At 64.1% G+C, this 23,861-nt stretch carries 5 protein-coding genes; all 5 read right to left on the reverse strand.

Annotated features, from left to right (window positions below):
* From J2Y90_RS19180 to J2Y90_RS19200, 5 genes are read right to left on the reverse strand one after another with little or no spacing between them, the layout of a single operon-like run.
* Nucleotides 1-207: an MbtH family protein gene (locus J2Y90_RS19180; RefSeq protein WP_039762895.1), complete on the reverse strand. Its 207-nt coding sequence runs from the start codon at nucleotides 205-207 to the stop codon at nucleotides 1-3.
* Nucleotides 200-883 (reverse strand): hypothetical protein, encoded by a 684-nt coding sequence (locus tag J2Y90_RS19185; RefSeq protein ID WP_253501869.1) that lies wholly within the window; start codon nucleotides 881-883, stop codon nucleotides 200-202. Before J2Y90_RS19185 ends, J2Y90_RS19180 begins: the two co-directional genes overlap by 8 nt.
* A complete protein-coding gene (locus J2Y90_RS19190) occupies nucleotides 880-9,975 on the reverse strand; it encodes a non-ribosomal peptide synthetase (protein ID WP_253501872.1) in 9,096 nt (3,031 codons plus the stop codon). The genes J2Y90_RS19185 and J2Y90_RS19190 overlap by 4 nt, the downstream gene beginning before the upstream one ends.
* Nucleotides 9,975-14,087, reverse strand: a complete 4,113-nt coding sequence (locus J2Y90_RS19195; protein ID WP_253501875.1) for an amino acid adenylation domain-containing protein — start codon at nucleotides 14,085-14,087, stop codon at nucleotides 9,975-9,977. Before J2Y90_RS19195 ends, J2Y90_RS19190 begins: the two co-directional genes overlap by 1 nt.
* Nucleotides 14,084-23,092, reverse strand: coding sequence for a non-ribosomal peptide synthetase (locus J2Y90_RS19200; protein WP_253501879.1), 9,009 nt, complete (start codon nucleotides 23,090-23,092; stop codon nucleotides 14,084-14,086). The genes J2Y90_RS19195 and J2Y90_RS19200 overlap by 4 nt, the downstream gene beginning before the upstream one ends.
* Between the last annotated feature and the right edge of the window lie 769 nt (nucleotides 23,093-23,861).

Consider the following 23,861-nt stretch of genomic DNA (forward strand, 5'->3'; position numbering starts at 1 on the left):
TTATTGGAACGACACCGATGATTGCTCGTGCAGCGAACGCGGGCGCATGTCGATCCAGTGTTCGTTGATGTAATCCAGGCAGACCTGGCGTTCGCCACGCATCCCCGCCTCGTTCCAGCCGCTGGCCATCGGCTTGCCCGCCGGCCACAGGGAATACTGACCTTGGGCGTTGATCACCACATCGAATTGCAGGTGTGCGTCATTCATGTCGTTCTCCTGTTGAACGCGATTGCAGCGTGGCCAGACTCCGGTCGAGCCCGGCGGCGAGATGGTTGAATACGGCATGTCGCTGTTCGTCGCTCGAAGCGCAGGCCCCGACGTAAACCCGCACGGACGCCCCGCAGACCTGAGCGCAGATGTCTGCATCGTCGTCCGCAAAGGCCCGGGCCGACACCTCGGCGTTGGCGCTGGCATGAGCCTGGGCAAACGCGGTGGCAGCGGCCTCGGTATTGAGTTGTGCGTAATACTCGGCGAACGCCTCGGCATCGCCGAAGTGCTCGGAAATCGTGGCGCTGTTGGCCGGTGCGAGGCCGTAGGTCATCGCACTGGCGTGGGCCTTGGCGTACGCCGCGTCGTAGGCGTAGGCCTTGCGGTACAGCGCCAGCAACACCGGTTTGAGCGTGGCCCGCCACTCGCCCTGACGCCCGATCACGCCGAGCGCCGCCCGCTGATGCAGGCTTTGCAACGCGAGTAGCGCCTGCTGATGTTCCGGCAAGGCTTCGCAGAGCATCGGCATGACCACGTCGGCCTGCCAGAGATGAAACAGCTGAAACGGCACCTGACCCCGCAATTGCCTCAAGCGCAAGGCCGCGTTCGAATCGGCTTCGCACAACACCTTGGTCAAGGCAAGCCACCATCGCGGCATCGAGATCGGATCACTCATGGCGCAGGCTCATCCGTACCGATCACCTCGGCCAGCAACCGCGCCCAGCGCCCCGCCACGATGCCGTAGTGATCGGTGTCGAGGGTTTGCCAGCTGCGCAACTGCGGCAGCAAGGCCTGCCAATTGCGTTGCAGGTCGTCCGGGTTCCAGGCATTGCCCAGCCCGTAAGGATTGGCCTGCCCGGCGATGAACAGCCGCACCGCTGTGGTCGCCAGCGCCGGCGGCTGGAAGTCGAGCATGCTGGTCATGTTGTTGCGACAGCACACCGTCAGCCGTTGCAGATACGCCTGACGTTCCTCGGCCATACCCTGCCCTTCAACCTCCGGCCAGCGCTGGGCGAACTCGCGTTGGAACACCTGCCCGATCGTCTGTTCGTCGATGCTGGCCAGTTCCGCACCGGCATCCGGCGCGGGCGGGTCGATCAGGTATAACAACGGTTGCCTGAATCCGTCAGCCTGGGCCTGATGACACAGAGCCTGCGCCACCCATGCACCAAATGACCAGCCTGCCAGGCGCCAAGTGCTGCCGTGCGGAAGGTGGGCCTTGATCGCCGCCTGATACCGGCGTGCACGTTCGTCCACGCTGATGTTCGGCAACTGCGGCAGACGCAGCGCCGGGTCGGCGATCACGCACACGCCCAACTCCGCCGGCAATGCCGACACCAGTTCCCGATAGGCCTGAACATCGCCACCCACCGGGTGGATCAGGTACAACCAATCGCGGCCGGCACCGGCATGCCATTGATCAATCCGCACCGCGTCGTGCCAGTCGTGCGGTGCAGCCAGGGGCGCCTCTTCAACCGTGGCGGTCGACACCAGCCCGAGCACTTCGCTCAGGCTGACCTTGTGGCTGAATTGCGACAGCTGGAATACCTCACCAGTGGCCGCTTGCAGTTCGTCGATCAGGTCGAGCAGCGTCAGTGAATCCGCGCCCAGGTCGTACAGTGAATCGTCGTCCTCCAGCTCGGCCACACCGAGCCACTTGCACAAACACTCACGCAGGCGCGTCGACAGATCCACGCCCTTCGGTGCCTCGACCACTGCGGCCACGGCACCATGGCGCACCGGATAGAACCGCCGCGCCGTGTCGATGCCGGTGGTGGAGATCAGTAGCTGCGGCAACTGCGTCGCCATCGCCAGATCGAACACCCGACAGCCCTCTTCGGCGGACAGGCCAACCGTCAGATGCTCCAGGTGCGCGGTGTCTGCGCTGTTGCTGGTGGTGGCCATGCCGATGTCGCGCCAGATGTCCCAGTTGATCTCCAGGCGCAGGCAAGCGTCGGTTGCGTTCGGGCGATAGTGGGTGAAGCCGTCGAGCACCCCGCTGGCCGCTGCGTAGTCCAGATGCCCCGCGCCGCCAAACAGTGCTGACATCGACGAGCAGTACAAGACAAAATCCGGCGTTAGGTGCTCGATCAAGGCCTCGACGGCCAGCATGCCGCGGGTCTTGGCGGCCATGACCTCGGCCATTTGCCGAGCATCGCGGTGACGTATCAGGCTGCCTGCACCGACGCCCGCCGCATGAATCACCCCGCTCAGACGACCGTAACGAACGGCCAGTTGATCGAGTACCTGCGGCCAGCGCGGCAGGTTGGCGATGTCCGCTTTGATGCAGTCGATCCGCAAAGCGTAAGCCGCCAGAGACGCCGGCAATTGCCCCTGACGCGAGAGCAGCACCACCCGGCGTGCAGGTGCCTGCAGCAGGTGTTCGCACAAGGTCCGGCCGATACCGCCGCTGCCGCCCAGTACCAGGAACGTACCATCTTCCGGCAGAAGCCCTGATGTCGTTGCCGGGCCGGTCAATGGCTGAGGCATTAAACGTGGCTGCCAGAGATAACCATCGCGCACCGCCATTCGCCGAGGCAATGAGACCGGATCGACAAACAACGCTGCCAACTCGCCCGCGTGCGTTGCGAGGCGCGCCGACGGCCAGTCCAGCCAGTGGCAACGCACCGGGTATTCCTGCGGCACCACTTCAGTGATGCCGGCCAGCGCTGCCAGTTCGGGCCGTTGAACCTCGCCGTCCACCGGGCATGCCTGCCACGACATCAACCACAACCGCAGACGGGTCGTGCGCGGTGTTTGCCCCCAGGCCTGCATCAGCGCACTGACCGTGTCCAGACAGGCCCACTGCGCCAGATCCAGCGATTGCTCGTTGACTGCACCAGACACCGCCAGTGGCAAGGCATGCAGCCAGTCGAGCTCGCCGAGTGCAGGTTCTGCGACCTCAGCGAGCAAACGGCTCAGGGCCTCAGCGTCAAGCGGATCAAGCTCGAAACGGTCCGTGCTCAGGCGTTTGAAACCGTTGCCGGTGCGCACTTGAATCACGCGTCGATACACGGCGTTCAGGCTCGCCAGCAGTGTCGATTCGGGCGCGTCATGGCTGCACAGAATCAGCACCTCACGGGATCCGGCCGTCGCTGTCGCGCTCAGGCGCCGGGTGCGCACCCACTGTCGCTGGTGGAACCAGTCCGCCAGCGGTTGTCGCTCAAGGGTTGGCGCATCAGGTTGAACAGCGACAGGTGGCTGGAAACGATACGGCTGAAGATCGAACGACGACGGCGGCAAATCCCAGGGCGGCGGTGCCGAGCGTTGTGGCCACTGGATATTCGCGCCGTCGTACCAGGCGTCCAGCAGCTCCTGCGGCGATTGATCACGGGCGATCAACGGCGCGCCCGAGGCCGTGATTTCCTTGATCGCTGTCGGCTGCAATGGAATGTCGTCACCCGGCCGGCACACTATCGCGAAGCGCCAGCGCAACTGCCGGCGACCTGACTGCAAGTGCCGTAGCAACGCAGTGTGCTGTTCCGGGTTCGCTTGCAGGTATTCGCGAATCGCCGCGATATCGCGCAGCAACTCCGCCCGGCCATGCGCTGAAATCATCAGCAGCGGCAACGTTTCCTCAACAGTTTCCTGCGCCGTAGGTGCAGCACCAACGATGACATGCGCGTTGGTCCCGCCGATCCCGAAACTGCTGACACCGGCCAGTCGCCGCCGCCCTTGCGGCCATGGCCGGGACGTGGTCGGCACATAGAACGGCGAATGCGCCAGATCGATCTGCGGGTTGATCCGGCCAAAACCCAGGTTCGGCGGCAGTACGCCATGGAACACCGCGAGGCTGGCGCGAATCAGCCCGACCACGCCCGCCGCCGCACCCAGATGACCGATCTGGCTTTTCACCGAGGCCAGCGCGCATTGGCCGGCCGGCGCATCGCCGAACGCCTTGGTTAACGCCGCGACCTCGATCGGATCGCCGAGCAAGGTGCCGGTGCCGTGGGCCTCTACGTAGCCGATGTCGGCGCCGGTTAACCCGGCACGGCTCAAGGCATCGCGGATGACCGCGCTCTGCCCGGCCACCGACGGCGCGGTGTAACTCATCTTGGCCCGGCCATCGTTGTTCAACGCCGATCCTTCGACCAGCGCGTAAATCCGGTCGCCATCGGCCCGCGCCTTGGCCAGCGGTTTGAGCACCACTACGCCGTAGCCGCTGGCGCCAAGGGTGCCGCTGGCGTCGTCGCTGAACGGGCGACACAAACCGTCGGCGGAGAAAATGTGCTGCGAGCGGTGCCGGTAGCCCTCGGTCAGCGTCGGGTCGATCAGCACCCCGGCCGCGAGCATCACGTCGCTGTCGCCCTGACGCAGCATCGAACTGGCCAGGTGCACGGCGATCAGCGAGCTGCCGCACGCTGCCTGCACGCTCAGGGCCGGGCCGTTCAGGTCCAGGTGATACGCGGCTTTGGTCGCCAGAAAATCCTTGTCGTGATGCAGCGCCAGCTGGAAGCCATCGGGCAAATCGTCGTCTGCGGTTTCACGCAGCATTTGCTGGAAGTAAGTGGTTTCGCCGCAACTGGCGATCAGGCCGATGCGCGGGCCATTCGCCGACGGGACGATGGCCGCGTGTTGCAGGGCCTGAACGCACGCCATCAGCAGATGCCGCTGTTGCGGGTCCATCAGGCGCGCTTCCTGGCGGCTGATGCCGAAGTAATCAGCATCGAAATCGAGCATGCCCGCCAGTTGACTGCGGGCGCCGACCAGCCCCTCGTCAGCGGCAAAGTGCTCAATGCCCAGCCGATTGCCTAGCACCGTCGCCCAGAACTCGGACAGGTTCTGCGCCCCGGCCACATTGACCGACATGCCGATGATCGCCATCGGCTGATGGCCTGCATCGGTCTGAGGTACACGCTCGGCCACGTCCACCGGCGCGGTCGACAGATGCGCCGCCAGACGTCGCACCGTGACGTATTCGAACAGGTCGGCCATTGTCACCTTGTGCGGCAGCTCTTCGGCGTAACGGCCATGCAAACGCATCAAGCCGAGGCTGGTGGCGCCGGCCTCGAAGAAGGTCTGCTCCGGTTCGATGTCCCGTCCGATCACGGCCTGGAACAACTCGCTGAGTTGCCGTTCCAGCGCGGTCAATTGAACAACCGGTGTTGGCGTGCTGCGCCGCTCCAGGGCCTCGCCAACATTCGGCAAGGCCTTGCGGTCGATCTTGCCGCTGGGCGTACGTGGCCAGAGGTCGATCCGCCGGTATTCATCGATTCGCACATGGGCCGGCAGCCGTTGCGCGACCTGACGATCCAGCTCACCGGATGTCGCAGGTTCGCCCTCGAGCTGCAGCCAGGCGATCAGCCGTGGCGGATCGGCCTGCACCGCCACCACCGCGTTGACCACTTCCGGCACCTGCATCAGCGCCGACTCGATCTGACCCAGTTCCAAACGATGGCCGCTGAGTTTGATCTGCTGATCGTCACGTCCCAGATAATGCAGGCAGCCCTCGGCATCGGCCCACGCCAGATCGCCGGTGCGGTAGTACAAACGGCCGTCTGCCAGCTCGACAAACCGCGCAGCGTTCAACACTGGATCAGCCAGGTAGCACCGGGCAACCATTGGCCCGGCCACCAGCAGGTAGCCACGGCAGCCGTTGGGCACCGGGCGGTCATGCTCATCGACCAGCAACAGCCGCGCATTGCCAACGGCATGGCCGATCGGCGCGCGCAACGACCAGTTCCGCGCCACGGACGGCAGGCGCAAGGCGCTGACCACGTGGGTTTCGGTCGGGCCGTAATGGTTGAACAGCGAGGCGTGCGGCATGCCGCCGAACCAGTTGCGCAGCGCATCGGTGCAAAGCAGTTGCTCGCCGGCCGTGATCACCTCGCGCAATGCCGAAGGGTAAATGCCGCGCGCCACGGCGGTTTGCGCCAGATGCTGCAAGGCCACGTACGGTAGAAACAGGCGCTCGATCCGCGCCTCGACCATGTACTCCAGCAACGCCTCGGCGTCCTGACGCCAGCGCGGCGTGATCAGGTGATAGCACCCGCCGCCGCACAGGGTGCTGAAAATCTCCTGAAACGACACATCGAACGACAGCATCGAGAACTGCAGGGTTACCGCTTTCGCCGGCAACTGCCCTTCGGTGCGCTGCCATTGCAGCAGGTTGCACAGGGTACGCTCCGACACTTGCACACCTTTGGGCGTGCCGGTCGATCCGGAGGTGAACAGCGTGTACAGCGGCCGTTCGCCGGCGTGGCGTCGACGTTCGAACGTTGCGGCATTGGCGCTCGGATCGACCCGATAGGTGGCGAATCGTCCGGCGTTAAGGTCATCCAGCGCTGACTTCGTCATATCGCTGAACAGCACGCAATGCGGTTGCGCCTGTTCCAGCACCTGGCGCTGGATCGCCACCGGATAGGCAGGATCCAGCGGCACGGCCGTCAGATTGAGTTTGGCCAGGGCCAGCAAGGCGACGATGTGTTCCACCGAGGCATCGAGGAACAGCACGACATGCAATGGCGCGTTCCCGACGGGCCACGGATGGCACTCGATCAGGTTTGCCGTCAGAGCATCGGCCAGCGCATTCAGTTCGCTGTAGGTAAGGCACCGCTGGGCTTGAACCAGCGCAACCGCATCCGGCGTGCAATGCACTTGATGCTCGAACCCGTCCGCCAGTGTGTTGAACGGCAGCGCAGTCCGAGTGCCCTCACTGGCCGGAGGTAAACCACGTCGATACGGACCGAGCAAATCGTTGAGGTTGGCCGCCGGGGTTTCCAGCAACAGGTCCAGGCCTCGGCGAAACAGCGCATTCACTGCGCGCATCTGTTCGCCATCGAAGTAGCTGCACTGATATTCCCACCAGCATTCCAGTTGCGACCCGCTGCCCACCATCAACAGCGTCAGCGGGCACTTGGCGTGCAAGTGCTCGTTAAATTGCAGCGTCGCGTGCAGGTTCGAATCGGCCAGCGCTGCGTAATCGGTGTTCTCCAGCACGAACATGAAATCGAACAGTAACGGGCTCGACGACAGCCGCAGGTCTTCCACCAGATCCGCCAGCGCCACGTCCTGCAACGCCAGCACCTCGCGCACCGTGGCGGTCTGCTTGCGCAACTGTTCGTCCAGGGTTGATGCCTGCTCGACGGCGGTCGGGATCAGCACGGTGTTGGCAAACATGCCGACCGTGTCTTCGAACTCCGCCAGTGGCCGGTTGGACACCGGACTGGCGATCCGTGGCCGTTCGCACCCGGTCAGGGCGTACAGGCTCCAGGCGAAGACGCTGAACAGCACTTCGAAACGGGTCAGCCGTTGTTGGGTGCAAAAGCGTTCGAGGGCCGCGCTGCGCAGGGTGCCCAAAGGTTCCCGGTGCAACCGGGCGTCCGGGCTGATTTCGCGCATTGGCATCAATGCAGGCGACGGTTCTTCCTGACGGCGATGCAACTCGGCGAGGGCGCGGCGCTGGTCACGATAATGCGGATCGACGCTCCACTGGCGCTGCCAATGGCCAAACTCCAGCGTCGTCAAGCGGGCCGCGGGTTGCAGGCTGTCGCGGCCTTGCAGGACATCGCTGTAAAGCTGCGCCAGGTCGTCGAACAGCAGGTTCACAGACCAACCATCGACGATGATGTGATGCAGGTTCAGCAACAGCCGGCAACTGCCATCGGCGAACGGCAACAGCCAAGCCTGAAACAGCTTCGGGGTGGTCAGGTCGAACGGCGCGGCGAACACCAGGTCGGCGAAGGCCTGCCAGTTGTCCTCGGTGAAATGCCCGACCGCAAAGATGCGACAGGTCGAGCCCTGCTCGGCGATTACCTGATCCAGTCCATCGGCACCCGCCACGAATGCCGTGCGCAACCCCGGATGACGCTGCACCAGACGCCCCAAAGCCTCGGCCAGTGCCGCGACTTCGACACCTGCCGCCAGATTCAGAATCAGCGGCACGCTGTAGGCGGTCGAGGTCGGCGAGCGTTGTTGCAACAGCCACAGGCGGCGCTGTTCGGCGGTGGCCGGCAGGCGTTTTGCGCGACTGATCGCAGGCGCGGGTGGGTAGATCGACGCGCCGTTCGTTTCACCGCTCAGTTGTACGGCCAATGACGAGAAAGGCTCGTTGAGCAACGTATCGATCGCGATCTCGCGCTGCCAGCGGACACGGATCGCCGAACGCAGGCGCATCGCCTTGAGCGAGTCGCCGCCACAGCCCAGCCAATCGTCCTGCGCACTCAGAGCGGGTTGGCTGAGCAGCGAACGGGCCTGACTCAGCAACCAATCCAGCGCCGGTGATGCGTTTTCGTTATTCGTAGCCGTCAAGACTGGGTGCCACGGACTCAAACCTTGGGCCAGCAAGCTATCACGATCGATCTTGCCATTGGCCGTCAGCGGCAGGCGCTCCAGCAGGAACAGCTGATTAGGCCGCATGTAAGGCGGCAGTTGTGCCCGCAGATGGTTTTCGAAAGCGTGATAGTCCAGAGCCCGGCGAGGCACGATGAACGCCAGCAACTGATGATCTTCCGCCGCCTGCCGCCGGGTGCAGACATACACCTGTGCCACACCCGGATGCTCCAGGATCCGTTGCTCCACCTCCCCCGGCTCGATCCGGAAACCCCGGATCTTCACCTGCCGGTCGACCCGCCCCAGGTACTCGATCAGGCCTTCGGCATTGCGCCGCACCAGATCGCCGGTGCGGTAATGCACCTGCGCGCCACCGTCGAGGTCGGGCAAACGGACAAACTGGCGGGCGGTTTCTTCGGGCCGGTTGCGGTAACCACGGGCGACACCACTGCCACTTAAATACAGCTCGCCGACCTCGCCTGGCGACACCGGGCGTTGCTGCTCATCCAACACCTGCACTCCAGTATCCGGCAACGGCCGGCCAATGGGCGCCGAGTCACCGGCAAAATCGCGGCTGATCGGCCAGCAAAGGGCAAACGTGGTGCATTCGGTGGGGCCGTAGACGTTGAAGATCCGGCAGCGGCTCTCAGGATTGGCCCGATACCACCCGCGCACGGCGGCAGCGCTGATCTGCTCACCGCCGATCAGCACCTGACGCATGCTGGAAAAGCACGACGGCCACTCGGCAATCATCGTGTTGAACAGTGACACCGTCATGAACAGGTTGTCGACCTGCGTGCGCTCCAGCACCTCGGCCAGTCGACGCGCATCCAGCACGTCCTCGTCAGCGATCAGGACGCAGCAACCGCCGTTGAGCAGCGGCGCCCACAGTTCGAAACTGCACGCATCGAATGCCGGGTTGGACAGGCAGGCAAACCGGTCCGTCGGGCGAATCTCGATATAGCCGTCGGTGGACGCCAGCCGCAGCAAGCCGCGCTCGCCAACCTCAACCGCTTTCGGCGTGCCGGTGGTGCCCGAGGTGTAGAACAGGAACATCACCTCGGCGAAGTCTTCGGCCAGTGTTTGCGGCGCAGCGTCCGGCTGATCGAGCAAGGCCTCGACGCTGGTTTGCCACAGTGAAGGCGACCACAACGATTCTTCATTCAGGGTAATCAGGCCGACACACGCCGCATCCGCCAGCATCAGTTCCCGGCGTTGGCGCGGGCTGGCCCGGTCCAGCGGCACCACTACCGCGCCAACTTTCAACGCGCCGATAATCGCCGCCAACCACTGCCAGCATCGCGGCATGCACAGCGCCAGCGACTGGCCGGGCTCGACGCCGCGCGCCAGCAACCCTCGGGCGATGCGTTCGCTGGCGCTGGCCAGTTGGGCGTAAGTCAGCCTGACCGACTGATCGATCACCGCCGGGGCTTGCGGATTGCGCGCCACTTGCTCGGCAAAACGCGCGAGCAACGGCCTGTCATTGGACGCACTCATTATTTCGCCTCCTGCGCGTCGAAGCGTTGCAGCTCCCGACGGATGATTTGCGAGACCCGGTGGATTTCCGCGCTTTCGAGCATGTCCCAGTGCCCGCCGCTGACCAGTTTCGCCAGATAGCCGCTGCCCGCGCGGCGACGCCAGAAGCCGCGCAGTTCATGCAACTGATGGCGGCTGAAATCTTCCCGCGCCTGGATCAGCACCACACGACCGGCGCGCGGCGGGCACTCATAAGCGGCCATGGCCAGCCGGTTGTGGTTGTAGATGTTGAAATAGCGCTCGACCTGGGCGTCTTCGATGCCGGGGTACATGCCGTTGAAGCGCACCAGTTTGTCGCGAAATTCGACCATGTCCACGGTGCCGATCTGCTCGCGGAAACCGGGGTCGTCGCTACCCTGGGTGTCAAGCAGCACCACCGTCACCTGACGATGCCCCGCCGCCGTCAACCGTCGCGCCATTTCATAGGCTACGAGGCCGCCGAACGACAATCCGGTGAGGATCAGCGGTTGCTGTGTCAGCGGCTCAATCTGGCGCAAGTAGGCCTCGGCCATCGCTTCGACCGTCGGCTCGGTGCTCTCCCCCGGATTCAGCCCCGGCGATTGCACGCCGTAGACGCCGGTTGTATCCGGCAGCACCTTGGCCAGCGATAGGTAGCAGAACGCCGTGCCGCCTGCGGGGTGAATGCACACCACGTTGTGCTGGCCGCTGCCGCGTCGGAATTCGATCAGGTTGCTCTGGGCCAGCGCCGGGTTGGCCCCGACCCGCAGCCAGCCGCCCAGCGTTTCGATGGTCGGGTAGCTGAGCACCACGCGCACCGGCACTTCGACCGCGAACTGCTGGCTGATTTCATGGGCCATTTTGATTGCGGCGATGGAGGTGCCGCCGACATTGAAAAAGTTGTCGCGAATGCCGATCTGCGGCGCCAGCAACAGGCTTTTCCAGATCTGGTACAAAGCCAGTTCGATGTGATCGCGCGGGCTGCTCAGGTTGACCTGGCGGTTGGTCATCTCTTCATCCGCCAACGCTGTCAGCGCGGTTCGGTCGACCTTGCCGTTGGCGGTCAGTGGCAGCGCGTCGAGCCACAGGTAGCTGCCGGGGATCACCGCTCTGGGCAGTGTCGTCGCCAGATGGGCGTGCACCGCTGCTTCGTCCACGGTCTCGGCCACCACGCAACAGGCCACCAGCCGCTGATCCTGCGCTGCTTCGCCGACCATCAGCACCACGGCGCTGCGAATGCCGGGAAACGCTTCGAGCCGGGCCTCGATCTCGCCCAGTTCCAGACGCACGCCGCGCAACTTGACCTGAAAGTCGTTGCGACCGAGAAATTCCAGTTGACCGTCCGCGCGATAACGCGCCAGATCGCCGCTGCGATAGAGCCGATCGCCTGTCACAAACGGATTGTCGATAAAACGCTCGGCACTGAGCTGCTCCAGTCCCAGATAGCCACGGGCCACGCCCACGCCGCCAATGTGCAGATGCCCGGTCACGCCCACCGGCACCGGCTGGTCGCGGTCATCAAGCACGTAAAAACGGTTATTGGAAATCGGCCGGCCGATCGGCAACTGCCGGGCCGGCACCTCGGCGCCAGGCTCCAGGGTCCAGATGCTGTTGATCACTGTGGTTTCGGTCGGGCCGTAGACGTTGTGCAGCCGCGCATGGGGCAGGCGCTCCTGAAAGCGCCGGGCCAGAGCCGGTGGCAGTTCACCGCCGCCGCTGAACACGTCAGTCAGTGACGCACACTGGCTGACCTCGTCGACCTCCAGAAACAGCTGTAGCATCGCCGGCACGAACACCAGCGCCGTGACCTTCCGTTCGCGCACCTCGCGCGCCAGATACGCTGGTTCGTAATGCCCGCCGGGCCGCGCGATCACCAGCCGCCCGCCAGTTGCCAGCGGCCAGAACGTCTCCCACGCCGAGGCATCGAAACCGAACGGAATCTTGTGCAGCATCGCCCCCGCTTCGCCGCAGACCTGCAAACACCACAGCAGCAGGTTGCTCAGGCCACGGTGGGCGACCATCGCACCCTTGGGCAAACCGGTGGTGCCCGAGGTGTAGATCACGTAGGCGAGGTGGTCAGGGGTGACACCGACATGGCGCGGATCAAGATTGTCCGCCGGCAATGACGCCCAGCTCGCGGCATCTTTTTCGAGGTCGAGAATCGGCGCTTCCCAGGTCGAGCCTTGCACGGCTTGCCGCAGGATAGCGTGCGCCGAGCCGAGGGTCAGCAGCACCGCCGGCGTGCTGTCACCGAGCATATGGCTCAGGCGCCCCAGCGGATAATCCGGATCCAGCGGCACGTAGGCGCCGCCGGCCTTGAGCACTGCCAGCAACGCGACCGGCAACTCCAGCGAGCGCTCGATGCACACCGCCACGCGCACATCCGGGCCGACGCCCAAGTTGCGCAAGTGCCGCGCCAGGCGGTTGGCCCGGGCATTGAGTCCGGCGTAGTCAAGCGACTCACCCTCGAACACAACTGCGCAGGCCTGAGGGTTGCTCGCCGCCTGCGATTCGACCAGTTGATGCACGCAGGGCGCCGCTTGCGTCAGTGGCGCGGCGCGGTTGAACTCCACCAGCATCTGCTGACGCTGCGCCTCGTTCATCAACGGCAAGGCATTGATCGGTTGCTTGGCGTCGGCGGCGATCTGCTCGAGCAGGTGGCGGTAGTGCCCGCTCAGGCGTTCGATGGTCGCAACGTCGTAGAGGTCGGTGTTGTATTCCACCAGCAAGTCCAGCCGCCCTGCCCGCTCGACCCATTCGAATGCCAGATCGAACTTGGCCGTGGCACTGCTGGTGCCGTACGGCGCCAGTTCCAGAGCGGGCATCTGCACCGCGTTGCCCGGGGTGTTCTGCAGCACCAGCATCACCTGGAACAACGGTGAGTGACCGGGATCGCGCGGCGGGTTGACGGCCTCGACCACGCGGTCGAACGGCACATCCTGATGGGCGTGGACGTCGAACATCTGTCCCCGCACCTCACGTAGCAGTTCAGCGAAGGTCTGCTGCGGATTCAGGCGCTGACGCAGCACCAGCGTATTGACGAAATGACCGATCAGCGGCTCGATTTCCGGGCGATTGCGATTGGCGAACGGCGTGCCGATGCACAGATCCTGCTGACCGCTGTAGCGCCACAGCAGCACCGCCAATGCGCCCAGCAACACGTTGAACAGCGTGCCCTGGGTCTGCCGGGCCAGCGCGGTGAGTTCACGCAAGGTGCCGCCATCGACGGACGAACTGAACGTGGCCCCGACAAAGCGCTGCACCAGCGGTCGCGGCCGGTCGGCGGGCAAGGTCGATAACAGCGGCGCGTCGTCCAGGGTGCGCCGCCAGTAATCGAGCTGCGCGTCCAGCGCCGCACCACCCACCCGCTGTTGCTGCCAGCACGCGTAGTCGGCGTATTGCACCGACAACGGCGCAAGAGTCGAGGTTTCGCCACGCAGATAATCGCCGTACAGCGTGGCGACTTCATGCAGAATCACACCCATCGACCAGCCATCGGCGATGATGTGATGCACGCTGTACAGCCACAGGTATTCATCATCGGCCACGTGCAGTAACGACGCCCGCAGCAGTGGGCCGGCGGCCAGATCGAACGGCGCCCGGGCATCCTGTTCGACGGCGATTCGCACTTGCTGCTCACGCTCGTCGGCAGGCAATTGGCGCAGATCCGTCACCGACAACGACAGCGGCATCGACGAATGCACCACCTGACGCGGTTCACTGTCCACGCTGCAAAACGTCGTGCGCAGGACTTCGTGGCGGGCCACCAGTTGGTTGAGCGCCCGCTCCAGCTGCGCGACGTCCAACTGCCCTTTCAGCGTTACCGCCGTCGGCACGTTGTAGAACGGGTTGCCGGGTTCCAGTTGATCAAGAAACCACAGTTGCCGTTGCGAAAACGACAATGGCCAGGCCCCTTGCGCACTTGCACGACGGGGAATTACCGCGTCATCTTGCCCGCCGAGCAAGGCGATCAGTTCCTGTTTGTGACGCTTGAGCGCCTGGGTCAGTTGTTCGGTGAGAAACCCGCGCGGCGCCTTGCAGCGCAGCCTGTCACCGTCAACCTCGAGCACCACGCCATGGCGAGCGAACAACGCCAGCAATTGATCGGCATTCATACTTCGAATTCCTCCATGTCTTCATCGTCCAGGCTGGCGGTCACAGGCTCGATGGCAAACGCCTCGACTGGCGCGCGGTGTCGTTCATCGGCCGTGCGCAGGCCGCCGATCATCGAGTAGATCAATTCATGGCTCGGCCCGAGGTCGAACAGCGTGGTCAGTTGCTGTTCTTCGACCGAGCCGATGCCGCACAGGCCCAGGCCCTGCTCGACGGCGGTCATGCTCAGCAACTGGGCCATGGCGCCGCTTTCGATGTGGCAGAAGTCGCGGCTGCGCTCGCCGTACAACGGACGAATCGCCGTCATGTCGGCGATGAAGAACAGCGAGAACGCGGCGTTCTGGTACACCGGACGGTTGACGAAATAGTCATAGGTGTCCGGGTCGAGCGCTCCGCTCTGGAGCGCCAGCAGACGATGCTGGCGGGGATCGTAGTAATACGCGCCGCCGGGCACGCCGAGCACGCGATCCGGCTTGACGTAGAGGTACGCCTGAATCGGGTACAGCCCGCCCGCCGACGGGAACTGGTATTTCACCTCGCCATCGAGTTGCCCTTGGGCCAACGCCGCCAGTACGTGCGCGAAGGCCCGGGTGGCGATCGGTTGCCGATCGTATTGACGCACCGAGCGGTAATTGCTCAAACGTCGGGCGAATGCCGGGTCTTGCGGCAGGTCCAGCGCCAGCGCCGGCAGGGTCTGCGCGAAGTCGCGGCGTCCGCGCTGTTCGGCCTTGAACTGCGCCCGCTGCTGGGGATCTTCGATGATGTCCTGTACGGGATCCGAGGCCTGCTGCACGTTGCCGAGCACATCCTGCCGCGCCCGGTTCTGGCGGTACATGCCAAGCAGATGCAGCAACGTCGGTTGGGCCAGCAGTTGCGCCACGTGCGGGCGGAACTGCAAGGCGCCGGACAAGGCGTTGCTGATCCTGACGATATCGATCGACGTTGCGCCGAGGTTCAGCAGATTGGCGTTGGCGGCAATGGAATCGCGCTTGAGCACGTCCTGCACGATAGCCACCAGCCGTTGCTCCTGCGGGCCATCGACTTCGATCGCCGGCCCTTGCTCCTCGATCTGCTCCGGTTCCGGCAGGCGTTTCTTGTCGACTTTGCCGTTGGACGACAACGGCCACACTTCAACAAAGGTGAACGACGGCGGAATCATGTAGGCCGGCAGTTTGTCGCTCAGGTACGCGCTGAAATCGTTGGCCTGCAACGCCGGATCGGCCTTGAGCACATAACCCGCCAGACGCTTCTCGCCCAGCGCGCTGCCCAAAATCCGCACCACCGCGCTCTGCACGCCGGGATGGCGATTGAGCGCGGCTTCGATTTCGCCCAGCTCGATGCGATAACCCTGAACCTTGACCTGATTGTCTTCGCGGCCGAGGAATTCGATGTTGCCGTCCGGCAGCAAGCGCCCCAGGTCGCCGGTGCGATACAGGCGCTCGCCGGTCAGTGGATGATCAAAGAAACTGCCGGCGCTGAGCTTGTCATCGCGCCAGTAACCTTTCGCCAGACCGATACCGCCGATGTACAGCTGCCCCGCGACCCAGGTCGGGCGCACCTGCAGCGTTTCATCCAGCACGTAGAAGCGCTGATGATCGAGGGCCTTGCCGTAGGGAATGCTGCGCCACGCCGGGTCGACATGCTGCACCGGGTAGCAGATCGACCAGATCGACGCTTCGGTGGCACCGCCCAGGCTGATCAACTGCAAATCCGGCTGCAAGGCCCAGGCCCGCTCGGGCAGAGTCAATGGAATCCAGTCACCGGACAGCATCGCTACCCGCAGGCTGGCGGGCAACGCGCCGCCCTCGCCCTCTACGTACTCGATCAGCATGCCGAGCAGCGCCGGGACCGAGTTCCACACGCTGACTTGGTGACGTTCGATCAACGCCAGCCAGTGCGCCGGATCAAGTGACAGTTGCGGTTCGAGGATGACCACCGCTGCGCCCACGGCGAGGGTGCCGAAGAAGTCATAGACCGACAGGTCGAAGCTCAGCGACGAGATCGCCAATACGCGGTCGTTCGAGCCGACGGCAAAGCGTCGGTTGATGTCGAGCAAGGTGTTGACCGCACCGCGATGATCGATCACCACGCCTTTGGGCTGGCCGGTGGAACCCGAGGTATAGATCACGTAAGCCAGGTCGCTTTCGTTCACCTGCACCGGTTGCAGTGGCAGTACATCGTTTGAGACTTCATCGGTCACCGCGATGGCCGTGACTTGCGCCGGCCATTCGATTTTGTCGAGCAGCGCTGGTTGGGTCAGGGCCAGACTCGCCTCGGCCCGCTCCAGAATATGCCGCAGCCGTTCCGCCGGCTGAGTCGGCTCGATGGGCAGATAAGCGCCGCCGGCATACAGAATCGCCAGGGTCGCGACCACTTGCTCCCAACCGCGCTCCATCACCACCGCGACCAAGCGGTTCGGCAGCACGCCTTGCGCTTGCAGACGGGCGCCGAGTTGCCGCGCCTCGTTGCGTAGCTGGGCGTACGTCAGCTGTCGCGCACCGATTACCGCCAGTGCATCCGGTGTCGCGAGGGCCTGACGTTCGAACAAGTCGTGCATCAACGGCAGCGTGTGCTGGTTGGCGACCGGTGCCGGCAAGCGTGCCTGCGGCAACAATTGCGGCGTGTTTGCGCCCCAGGCTGCCGGCTCGCACAGGCTGTCGAGCAGCGTGTTATAGGCGTCGAACATCTGCTCGATCATCCCTTGCGGGAACAGTTCGTCGATGCTGTCCCAGTTAAACAGCAGGCGTCCTTCCAGCTCCAGCAACGTGTGGTCGAGCCACACCTGCGGGGTCTGGGTGATGCTGTGCATGTGCCTGGCATTCAACGCGTCGGCGAGATTGAACTCGGCCAGTTCCGGCGCCGCTTCCGACAGTGTGCTGTTGAACACGATCGGCATCGCCGTCTGCTGCACGCCCCGGGCCTGGGACAATTCGCGCAGTACTCGCACACCGCTGACCACCGAATGGTCGATATCGCGCCACAGTTGCGCCTGCACCGCGCGCGCCTTGTCGGTGAAACTCTGCGAACCGTCGATGCCGACTTCCAGTAGCACCAGCGAGGTGAAGTCGCCGATGATTTCGTCTACATCGGGATGCAGCGGCATGCGGTTGAATAGCGGCAGGCTCAGGGTGAAACGCGGCGTGCGGCTCCACAGTGCCAGCACTTCGCTGAACGCGGTCAGCAGCATCACCGACGGCGTCACGGCAAACTGTTTAGCCACGGCTTTGAGCTGCGTCCACTGCGCCGCCGACATGTCGCGGTCGCGGCGGGTGAAGTGCGGGTTGGCGATGCTGTCCGGCTGGCGCACCAACGGCAGGTCCGGCGCCGGGGCCAGAGTGGTCACCCGCTCACGCCAGTAGCCCAGCGCCTGCTCGTAGCGGCGGCCATCGCGCAGCTGTTGTTCGGCCAGCACATAGTCGCGGAAAGTCAGGCCCGGTTCCGCCAGTTCCAGCGTCGGATCGACGTAGAACGCCATCAGTTCGCGGGCGAGAATCTGCGTGCTCGCCGCGTCGACGATCAGCGCGTCGAGGCTGATGTGCAAATGGGTGATGCCGTCGTCGAGCAACGACAGGCTGAACTCGAACAGCGGCCAGCGACTGGCGTCCAGCACCTGGTGGGACTGGCGTTCGCGGGTCGCCTCAAGGGTGCGTTGCGCTACATCAGCGGGCAAGCCGCGCAGGTCGCTGCGCGGCATATGGTAGGTCGGCACCTGCCCCAGTACCTGTTGCGTGCCGTTGCTGAGGAACACCACGCGCAGCATGTCGTGGCGCTGGATCATGCGGTTCAGCGCACGCTCGAAACGCTCGGCGTCGAATTCGGGAATGCGCAGTTCTTCGTAGCCGTGGGCACTGACGCCGCCCAGACTGACCGTGGCCTCGCGACCGAACCAGTAGGCTTGCTGAATATCGGTCAGAGGGAACGGTTCATGTCGATTGCCGCGATCCGGCTCGAGCTGGATGAATGCCGGTTCAACGCTTTGCTCTTCACGCGACACCTGCGCCGCCAGATCCAGCAACACCGGGGTCTGGAACAGGCTGCTCAGGGACAGTTGCGCGCCCATGCGCTGGTTGATCGCGTAGATCATCCGCGTCGCCAGCAGCGAGTGGCCGCCGAGGTCGAAGAAGTTGTCGTGGATGCCGACCCTTTCGCACTTGAGCACTTCGGCCCAGATCCCGGCCATCTGACGCTCAATGTCATTGCGCGGCGCCTCGTAAGTCGCCCCGGCACTGCGTTCCGGCACTGGCAGCGCCTGGCGGTCGAGCTTACCGTTGCGGGTCAGCGGCAATTGCGACAGGCGAACCCAGGCACTCGGGATCATGTGTTCGGGCAACTGGCGTTGCAGTTCGGCGCGCAGGCATTCAGGGGGCGCGGTGCCGACCACATAGGCCACCAGACGTTTGTCCCCGGCCACGTCCTCACGCAGCAACACGGCGGCTTCCTGTACGCCGGGTTGTTGATGCAACAGGCTGTCGATCTCGCCGAGCTCGATGCGGAAACCGCGCAATTTCACCTGTTGGTCGATGCGTCCCAGGTATTGCACGTTGCCGTCGGCCTGGAACTTCGCGAGGTCGCCGCTGCGGTACATCCGCCCGCCCGGCTCGGCACTGAACGGGTCCGGCAGGAAGCGTTCGGCGGTCAGGTCCGGGCGGTTCAGATAGCCACGGGCCAGGCAAGCGCCAGCGATGTACAACTCGCCTGCCACGCCGATCGGCACGGGATTCAGATATTCGTCCAGCACGTACAGCCGCGCATTGGCGATGGGGCGGCCAATGGGCGGCGCGTCCGGCCAGGATTCGGCCTCGTTGCAATCGAGGCTGAACTGGCTGACCACATGGGTTTCGGTTGGCCCGTACTGATTGTGCAACTGCGCGCCGCCGAGCCCGCGGACAAAGCCACGCAGCTCGTCATTGATTTGCAGGGCTTCACCGGCGGTGATGATCTCGCAGCCGCCGGCCGGCATCGGTGCATCGGCCTCGGTCAGGCCGGCGAGTTGCTGCAACACGGCGAACGGCAGGAACGCCCGCTGTACACCTTCGGCCACCAGGGTCGAGCGTAGCGCGGCGAGGTCCTTGCGACTGTCTTCGGTCATCAGCAACAGGCTGCCGCCCTGGCACAGCGTGCTGCAGATTTCCTGGAACGAGACGTCGAAATTCAGCGAGGCGAATTGCAGCACCCGGTGCGGTGCCCTGGCCTGATCGAGTTGCCAGGTGATCAGGTTGTCCAGCGCACGACGGCTGTGGGCCACGCCTTTGGGTCGTCCGGTGGAGCCGGAGGTGTAAAGCACGTAGCCGAGGTGTTCCGGGCTCACCGTGACCTGCGGGTCATCCGTCGGGTGTTGCGCCCATTGCAATGCGTCAGTGTCCAGGCAGCAGATTTTCGCCTCGTTAGCCGGTAGCCCGGCCATCAGGCTCGATTGCGTCAGCAACAAGGTAGGCGCTGCATCACTGAACATGAACGCCAGACGTTCGCTCGGGTAAGCCGGATCGAATGGCACATACGCCGCACCGGCCTTGAGGATCGCCAGCAGGCCGATGACCATTTGCGGCGAACGCTCCAGGCACAGACCGACGCGATGCTCGGGGCCGACGCCTTGTTCGATCAGGTAACGCGCGAGGCGGTTGGCGGCGCGATTCAGTTCGCCGTAGCTCAGTTGCTCACGGTCGGCGAGCAACGCCACGGCGTCGGGTGTTTGCCGGGCGAGGCTTTCGAAACGCGCCACGCAACCGGGTAGCGACGCAGTTTCCCGGGCGGTGCGGTTCCAGTCATGAACGATCTGCTGGTGTTGCCCGGCGCTCAGCAGCTTGATCCCCGCCAGCGACTGCTCGCTATTCTCGAGCATCTGCGTCAGTACCCGACGCAGGTACTCGCCGAACTGCTCGACGGTGCCGCGCTCGAACAGGCCCGAAGCATATTCCAGACCGCCGACGATCCGCCCGTCACGCTCACTGAGGGCCAGTTGCAGGTCGAACTTGGCCACGTGATGGCTGCTCTCGACCGGGGTCACCTCAAGCCCGGTCAGCAGCAGATCGGAATCCTGATCCTGTTCCCAGGCAAACAGCACCTGGAACAGCGGACTGTGGGCCAGACTGCGCGGCGGGTTGAGCAATTCCACCACTTGCTCGAACGGCAGGTCCTGATGCTCCTGAGCCCCCAGCGCCACTCGCCGCGCCTGTTGCAGCCATTGCGCCACCGACGGCGTACCCGATTGAGTCATCCGCAGAGCCAACGTATTGACGAAGAAACCGATCAGCCCTTCCAGTTCCTGTTGCGGGCGGTTGGCCGACGGCACGCCGATCACCACGTCGCTTTGCCCCGACAGGCGCGACAACAAAAGCGAAAAACCGGCCAGCAGAGTCATGAACAGCGTCGTGCCTTGCTGCATGCCCAAGGCTTTCAATCGCGCGGTCAAAGCTTCGTCGAAGACCAATGGAACAAAGCCGCCGAGGTAATCCTGCACGGGCGGGCGCTTGTGATCGGTCGGCAGCTCCAGCAGCACCGGTGCGCCGCTGAGGGTTTCACGCCAGTAGCGGCTTTGCTGCTCCAGAACGTCACCGGACAGCCACTGTTTTTGCCACACGGCGTAATCCACGTACTGCACCGGCAATGGCGGCAGCGGATCGTCGCGATCCTGCAACGCCGCTGCGTACAGTTGGCCGAGCTCGCGGGTGAGCACGCCCATCGACCAGCCGTCTGAGATGATGTGGTGCTGGGTCAGCAACAGCACATGGTCATCCGCCGCCAGCCGCACCAGACTGACCCTCATCAGCGGGCCGCGGCTCAGATCGAACGGTACGGCGCCCTCCTCGTCGATCAAGCGGCTCAGGCGTTTTTGCGCATCGTTCCCCTGCACGTCAATCACCGTCAGCCGGATACCGTGCGCAGGCGGCGAAACCAATTGCCGCCCTTCCCCTTCAACGGCAATGAACGTCGTGCGTAGCGCCGCATGGCGCGCCACCAGTTGATTGAAGCTGCGTTCGAGTGCTGCCACGTCCAGCGAACCGCGCAAACGCAGGTTCAACGGCATGTGATAGGCGGCGTTGCCACCCTCCATTTGCGCCAGAAACCACAGGCGCTGCTGAGCAGACGACAACGTTTGCGCGCCCGAGCGTTCAAGGGTTGTGATGGCTGGACGAGCCGCCGCCTGACTGGCGTGCAGCCGTTCGGCGAACTCAGCCAGAACCGGCGCGGCAAACAGCGTCGAGGGTGCCACTTCCAGCCCCAGCGCATGACGAACCTGCGCCAGCACGCGCATCACCAGCAGCGAGTGACCGCCGAGGGCGAAGAACTGATCCTGACGCCCGACCTGCTCGACGCCGAGCACGTCGGCCCAGATTGCGGCGAGCGCTGTTTCCAGCGGGCCTTGTGGTGCCTGATACTCCTGCTGCTCGAACGCCTCGATGTCCGGCGCCGGCAGGTTTGGTCGATCGACCTTGCCGTTGGCGGTCAGCGGCAACGCATCGAGACGCACGAAGGCGGTTGGCACCATGTAGTCCGGCAGACTGGTTTGCAGCTGTTCACGCAGCGCGCGCGGGCTCAGCGTTGAGTCTGGTTTTTCGCAGTAGTAGGCCACCAGACGCGGTTCACCGGGACTGTCCTGACGCAGCAACACCACGCTTTCCCGCACGCCCGGAATGTCAGCGAGCCGGGTTTCGATTTCCCCCAGTTCCAGACGCAGCCCGCGCAATTTGGCCTGGAAATCGTTGCGGCCGAGGAATTCCAATTGGCCATCGGCCCGGTAACGCGCCAGATCGCCGGTGCGATACAGACGCTCGCCCGCCACGAACGGGCTGTCGATGAAACGCTCAGCGGTCAGTTGCGGCAGGTTCAGATAACCGCGCGCCACGCCGACGCCACCGATGTACAGTTCACCGGCTCCCCCCTCGGCAACCGCTGTACCGTCAGCGTCGAGCAGGTAAATCCGGGTATTGGGCAGTGCCCGGCCGACGGGCAACACCGCGTCGATCTGGCTGTCTTCGGTGAATTCAAAACAGGTGCTGTCGATGCTCGCCTCGGTGACGCCATAGGCCTGGACGATCTGCACCTGCTCACCGCACAGCCTGCGTAATTGCCGGGCGCTGTGGGCGGTCCAGATGTCGGAGCCGCAGACCACGGTGCGCAGGAACGACAGGTCGTGGCCGGTCTCTTCGACCCACGCCAACAGTGGATTGAGCAGCGCCGGCACGAAGTCGGCAAAGCCGATGCGCGCGTCACGTATCAAGCGATACAGGGCCGGCGGGTCCATCAGGGTGTCCCGTGGACACAGCACCAGCGTGCCGCCAAAACCCAGCGCACGGATCAGGTCGGCGCTGAACACGTCGAAGGAAAAACCGGCCATTTGCAGGTGGTTGATCGGCTCGCCCAACTCATAGAGTTGCGCCCAGTCAGCACTCACCGCGACCAGCCCGCGATGCTCGACCATCACGCCTTTCGGGGTGCCGGTGGAGCCGGAGGTGTAGATCACGTAAGCCAGGTGACGGGGTGTCAGGCCGATCGCGTGAGGATCAAGGTTGTCAGCCGCAAGCGCAGCCCAATCGCGGGCGTCGGCCAGATCCAGCAGAGTGGGGGTGGTCGCCGACTGTTCGAGCGCCGCCCGCAAAACAACGCGCGCCTGTCCATGGGTCAGCACCACCGGCGGTGCGCTGTCGGCCAGCATGTGCGCCAGCCGCGCCTGCGGATAAGACGGGTCCAGCGGCACATAGGCACCGCCGGCCTTGAGCACCGCGAGTACGCCGACCAGCATTTCCAATGAACGCTCCAGGCACAGTCCGACTCGCACGTCCGGCCCGACCCCGAGCTTGCGAAGGTGATGGGCCAACCGGTTGGCGCGGGTGTTCAGTTCACGATAACTGAGCGCCTCCTCCTGCCAGCGTGCGGCGATGGCATCAGGGTTGCGCAGCACCTGCGCCTCAAACAGACCGTGCACGCACAGGTCTGCATCGAACGGTTTCAAGGAGCAAACGTCGGGCTGCGTTGGATTCGTCCCACGCAAGGAAGTGTTATCGAGCATCGGAGACTACCGTCCATGACTACTTTATTGTTGTGATCAGGCCGGGACAGAACATGCCCCGCCAGTCAGGCCCCGGCATCAGATGCCGGCACGGTCATTCGAATTCAGGAGGATGGCACGGCACGCGCGTGCAGACTCGCGTTGAACGCGGGCACACGCAGAAATTCGGGGGGAGACAGGCTGGAGAAAAACGCCGCCGCGCGGTCGGCGCAGGCAACTGGAAAGTGGCTCGAATCATTGGCGACAGACGTCGCCCCATTCACTACATCGACGATTGCAAACCGCGTGACCAATTGAAACCTCGCCTTCCATTTTGAGGGTCAACGACGAGGAACAACCTGCGCGGGGATGACAGCGCCAGGGTGGTCCCGATCGGCTGCGACTGCCGGGTCTGTAGACACACGGCAATCTTCTGGCGCCGGGTTTGTGACCCGAAGCGCCGGCAGATAATAACCACGTTTTTTGCTGGTGAGGCAAACAAAATGTAGGAATTCTGCGAAATAAATATCAGCCGTTTCCCACATGATTGTGACGATGGCAAAGAGACAGGGATGTCAAAAATGTTCGTACATCGTACTGCCGTTTCGTGCAGGCCACGGGCATCGAAAACCGCTGCAGAGTCTTGAGTGGCCAGCGAAAAAGTCACCACGCGACATACTTCGGTAGCCGGGCGCCAACAAGCGCTAACAACCCATAACTGACAGTCACTCGGTTGTGAAGGCAGGCTTGAATCTCACCATTGAACGCCAGGCCACCTGCAAATCTTTTC

The organism is Pseudomonas koreensis (assembly GCF_024169245.1).
Lineage (GTDB): Bacteria > Pseudomonadota > Gammaproteobacteria > Pseudomonadales > Pseudomonadaceae > Aquipseudomonas > Aquipseudomonas koreensis_F.

Bases quoted from the DNA above. Each gene is read 5' to 3' on its own strand.
- J2Y90_RS19180 (WP_039762895.1), bottom strand. From the start codon at position 207: ATGAATGACGCACACCTGCAATTCGATGTGGTGATCAACGCCCAAGGT.
- J2Y90_RS19185 (WP_253501869.1), bottom strand. From the start codon at position 883: ATGAGTGATCCGATCTCGATGCCGCGATGGTGGCTTGCCTTGACCAAG.
- J2Y90_RS19190 (WP_253501872.1), bottom strand. From the start codon at position 9,975: ATGAGTGCGTCCAATGACAGGCCGTTGCTCGCGCGTTTTGCCGAGCAA.
- J2Y90_RS19195 (WP_253501875.1), bottom strand. From the start codon at position 14,087: ATGAATGCCGATCAATTGCTGGCGTTGTTCGCTCGCCATGGCGTGGTG.
- J2Y90_RS19200 (WP_253501879.1), bottom strand. From the start codon at position 23,092: ATGCTCGATAACACTTCCTTGCGTGGGACGAATCCAACGCAGCCCGAC.